The sequence below is a fragment of the Endozoicomonas sp. ALB115 genome, from assembly GCF_049310245.1.
Lineage (GTDB): Bacteria > Pseudomonadota > Gammaproteobacteria > Pseudomonadales > Endozoicomonadaceae > Endozoicomonas.
Genome location: NZ_JBLYZG010000146.1, coordinates 1 through 3,539 on the forward strand (window position 1 = coordinate 1; position 3,539 = coordinate 3,539).

Below are 3,539 nucleotides of genomic sequence, written 5' to 3' on the forward strand. Positions count from 1 at the left end.
AAGTTGAGGGTTCTCTTGTGTTTTCAGAAATTATGAGTATGTCAGTTTTCTGGTTGTGGCAGCTGACGTGTATTCATCGGGAGTAGCTGGTTAGCGCGCTTCATTTTTTTTCTTGAGATACAGGGCAAAATACTTATATAATTCCCTTGCGACAAAAAAAGGATTAAAAAATGCAAGCTTCAACAACTACAAAAAACAAATTCGCACCAAGCAACTCAGCCAGTCCTGTTCTAGCCCGCCTTATGGAGGAAGTTAGAAATAGTAAGACTACCATGTCTAGATACGATAGAACTCATAATCGCCATAACAGAGGTCAGTAACCGTAGTGGAAGTACCTTTAGACACAGTATTAATTAAAACTGCAAGCCGGTGTAATTTAGACTGCTCTTATTGCTATGTTTACCAAGGCAAAGACACTAGTTGGGAGCAACAACCTAAACGAATGTCAGTTGAGACTATAAAGGTACTTTCCAACCGCTTAATAGAGCAGTCTTTAAAACAAAAGCAAGGTTTTGCTATAGTCTTGCATGGTGGCGAGCCATTATTATTAGGATATGATCGTCTGAAATTGTTGCTAACATTGCTGCGTGAAAAATTAGATGAACATCTTTACCCTATAAGCTTACAAACCAATGGTGGCCTTCTTACCAATAAGCTGCTTGATTTATTCTCCTCCAAAAGAGTTAGTGTATCTGTTAGTATTGACGGTAACAAATACGCGAATGATATTGCAAGAGTTGGACACAACGGAAAAAGTACATTTGCAAGTACGATCCAAGGAATTAAAAAATTAAGTAGTCACAAGGATAGCAGCTTCCTTTTTGCTGGAACTTTATCAGTAATCCAGCCATCAGTATCACCATCTGTTACATACAAATTCCTTAAAAGTCTAAATACACCAAGCATGGACTTCTTATTTCAAGATGGTAATCATGATTATCTCCCGAAAGGAAAGCTTTCTTTCGACTCCCTAGAATACGGAACATGGATGACGGAGCTTTTGGGAACGTACTTATCAGACCCAGAACCACCTAAAATTCCTAGCATTGATGACATTATAAAGTTGTCACTTGGTGGAGAGTCTTCAAAAGAAGGTCGAGGTGAGGAATCCTTTGGAATCCTTATTGTCGAAACTGATGGTGAGATAAGAAAAAATGATACTTTACGATTATCATTTGATGGTGCAGACTTCTTTTCTACCAGAAAAAATATTTCTAACACCCCATTGTCGGTGATACTAGATTCTCCCGAATTCATTGAGGCTTCAAAGCTACAACAACCTACAGCTAAAGAATGTGCTGAATGCCCTGTCTTGAAAGTATGTGGAGGAGGGATGCCCCTGTATAGATGGAGCGCAGCAAATGGTTATAATAACCCATCAGTATTTTGCAAAGATCATCGATTTTTCATTGAAAATATTAGCTCGCGTTTAGAAAGCTTGAATATAGAAAATGTAGAGTAATGGTATGTTTCCACAAATTGACAGCTATGAGCTAAAAACAAAACCATTTAAGTATTTTTTTGGAACTTCAAGTTCTCGTAAAGAAAATATTTTATCATGGATAGAATGGTTTGAAGATAGTGCACCATGGGAGCTTGTAGAGACAGATTTTTATGAACAGTATGAATTTAGCCTTTTACATACAGACTTACCTGAAAAAATATCCCATCTTTCAAGTGATGAAACACTTGCCCAACTGACCAATACTATCGAAAGCATATTTAAAGTGAAGCTTTCAGATAAAGTCGATGTTATCGCTCACAAGCTAGTAGCCGGGCAAACAATCCGCGTCCATAATGATTTTATTGACAAAGAAGGAAGAGAAACTCATAGAATTCTTTTTCAATTAAACAGAAACTACACTAAACACAGTGGTGGTCTTTTGATATTTTTTGAAGACCCAGAAAATGATAAATGGTCTGATATAATAGAACCAATATCCGCCTCGGTTCAGGGCTTTGAGATTTCGAAAAATTCACATCATGCTGTTAGCACTGTTCATGATGGTGAAAGATATACAATTGTCTATTCCTTTAGAGAAACATCTCCAAAAGAAATCATTTAATCCTCTCTTCACGGATTTGATACCTAATAAAAGGCGCATAAACGAATAAGGATAGATTGCGCCCGGCCGCAATCTTATCCTGTTGTAAGCGTTTAAACAGGGGGCAGACTCCAATGGCATTGACTTAAGGCCTCAGCCCTTGATAATTCAAGGCTTACTCGGAAAGAAGCGACTATAAAAAGTCACAAGCCTAAATATTTCCCTTCCGAGCAAGCCATGAACAAGTGTAGCCAAGAGTTTCTGTCCCTTGCAGATGAATGCCTTCACCAATTTGCACAGACTGAAAGTGATGAATTTTCATCAATCCTTACCTCTGATGGCCTTAACTCTTTTCAGAATTGTTACCCCGGCTGCAGGGAAAGCGATTTTCCACCCATCAAAACATTAACCTTGTTCATGCGGCAGGTGGCCAGTGACACCAAATCATGTCGCCACACCCTCATTGATGAAGCGAGAGAGCAGGTCGTCAGGGGCAACAAGAAGAAAGTGCCCAACACTGACACCAGCGCATATTGCAAAGCGAGGCAACGGTTGAGTGAAGCATCCCTAGGAGGTTTGTTGCGCATATCTGGCAATAGTCTTGATCACGCCTCACCAGAATCATGGCTATGGCATCAACGTCGTGTACTGCTTACTGATGGTTCAACATTGTTGATGCCTGACACCGAGAAAAATCAGAAAGAATATCCTCAGCCTGGCACACAAAAAAAGGGCTTGGTTTCCCGAACATAGGACAGCATATTGTTGGAAATCGGCCCGGTCGGTCGGAGCCAAGGGCCGTTAAGAAGCGGCCAAAACCCCATAAAAGGCTCCAGCATTAAAGGTCGCAGGCACGCAGACTCAAGAAATACCAAGGGAAGTGAGCTTAAGTCAGTGCCATTGGTACCCGGGCCTCTTTCCACTCAGCGTATTGATAACGCTCTGCAGGTAAAGGCTTGAGTGCCGGTTTGTCCAGCTCATCAAACAGTGAACGACGACTACCTTGTAATTTCTGGAACGGTTTGTTATTCAGCTCATCCAGCAGGCTTCGAATCGCTTTGTTCAGTGCAGGCAGGGTAAAGAATGTCTGGTTACGCAGGCTGGCCAGTATCCAGCGTTCGACCACCTGTACGGCAGATTCAACCTTGGCCTTATCCTGAGGTTTCCTGACCCGGGCGGGAACAACGGCTACCTGATAATGCTCAGCCAGATCCTGATAGGTGGGGTTGATCACCGGTTCATACCGATGGGGCTGTTTTACGCCTGATTTCAAATTATCAGGGACCAGTGTGCAGGGAGTGCCTCCAAAATAGTCAAAGGCACGTACATGAGAGCCGACCCAGTCCGGAAGCGATTGGCTCCAGGTGGCTTCAGCATAGGTGTAGTTGGAAGCTCCCAGTGTGGCGACAAAAATCTGTGTTTGTCGTACTTCACCAGTGTACTGGTCAACGACAGGCATCGTTTGACCTGCGTAGTCAATAAAGAGCTTGTCTC

At 42.1% G+C, this 3,539-nt stretch carries 4 protein-coding genes and 1 pseudogene; 4 read left to right on the forward strand and 1 reads right to left on the reverse strand.

Annotated elements, in window-relative coordinates; all coding sequences use genetic code 11:
* Positions 1–170: 170 nt before the first annotated feature.
* From yhhA to ACO6VE_RS24085, 4 genes are all read left to right on the forward strand, one after another.
* Positions 171–320, forward strand: coding sequence for a YhhA family cyclophane-containing RiPP (gene yhhA / locus ACO6VE_RS24070; RefSeq protein ID WP_422447594.1), 150 nt, complete (start codon positions 171–173; stop codon positions 318–320).
* Between the two features lie 5 nt (positions 321–325).
* Entirely contained in the window at positions 326–1,462 is a 1,137-nt protein-coding gene (yhhB, locus tag ACO6VE_RS24075) for a cyclophane-forming radical SAM/SPASM peptide maturase YhhB (protein WP_422464001.1), read from the forward strand.
* 4 nt (positions 1,463–1,466) lie between these two features.
* The gene (gene yhhC / locus ACO6VE_RS24080) at positions 1,467–2,066 is read left to right on the forward strand and encodes a cyclophane-containing peptide 2OG-Fe(II) oxygenase YhhC (protein WP_422447592.1); all 600 of its coding nucleotides are present in this window, start codon (positions 1,467–1,469) and stop codon (positions 2,064–2,066) included.
* Between the two features lie 216 nt (positions 2,067–2,282).
* The gene (locus tag ACO6VE_RS24085) at positions 2,283–2,798 is read left to right on the forward strand and encodes a hypothetical protein (RefSeq protein WP_422447590.1); all 516 of its coding nucleotides are present in this window, start codon (positions 2,283–2,285) and stop codon (positions 2,796–2,798) included.
* A 151-nt stretch (positions 2,799–2,949) separates the two neighbouring features.
* Here ACO6VE_RS24085 and istA read toward each other — a convergent pair.
* A pseudogene (gene istA, locus ACO6VE_RS24090) lies at positions 2,950–3,539 on the reverse strand (IS21 family transposase); the annotation flags it as partial.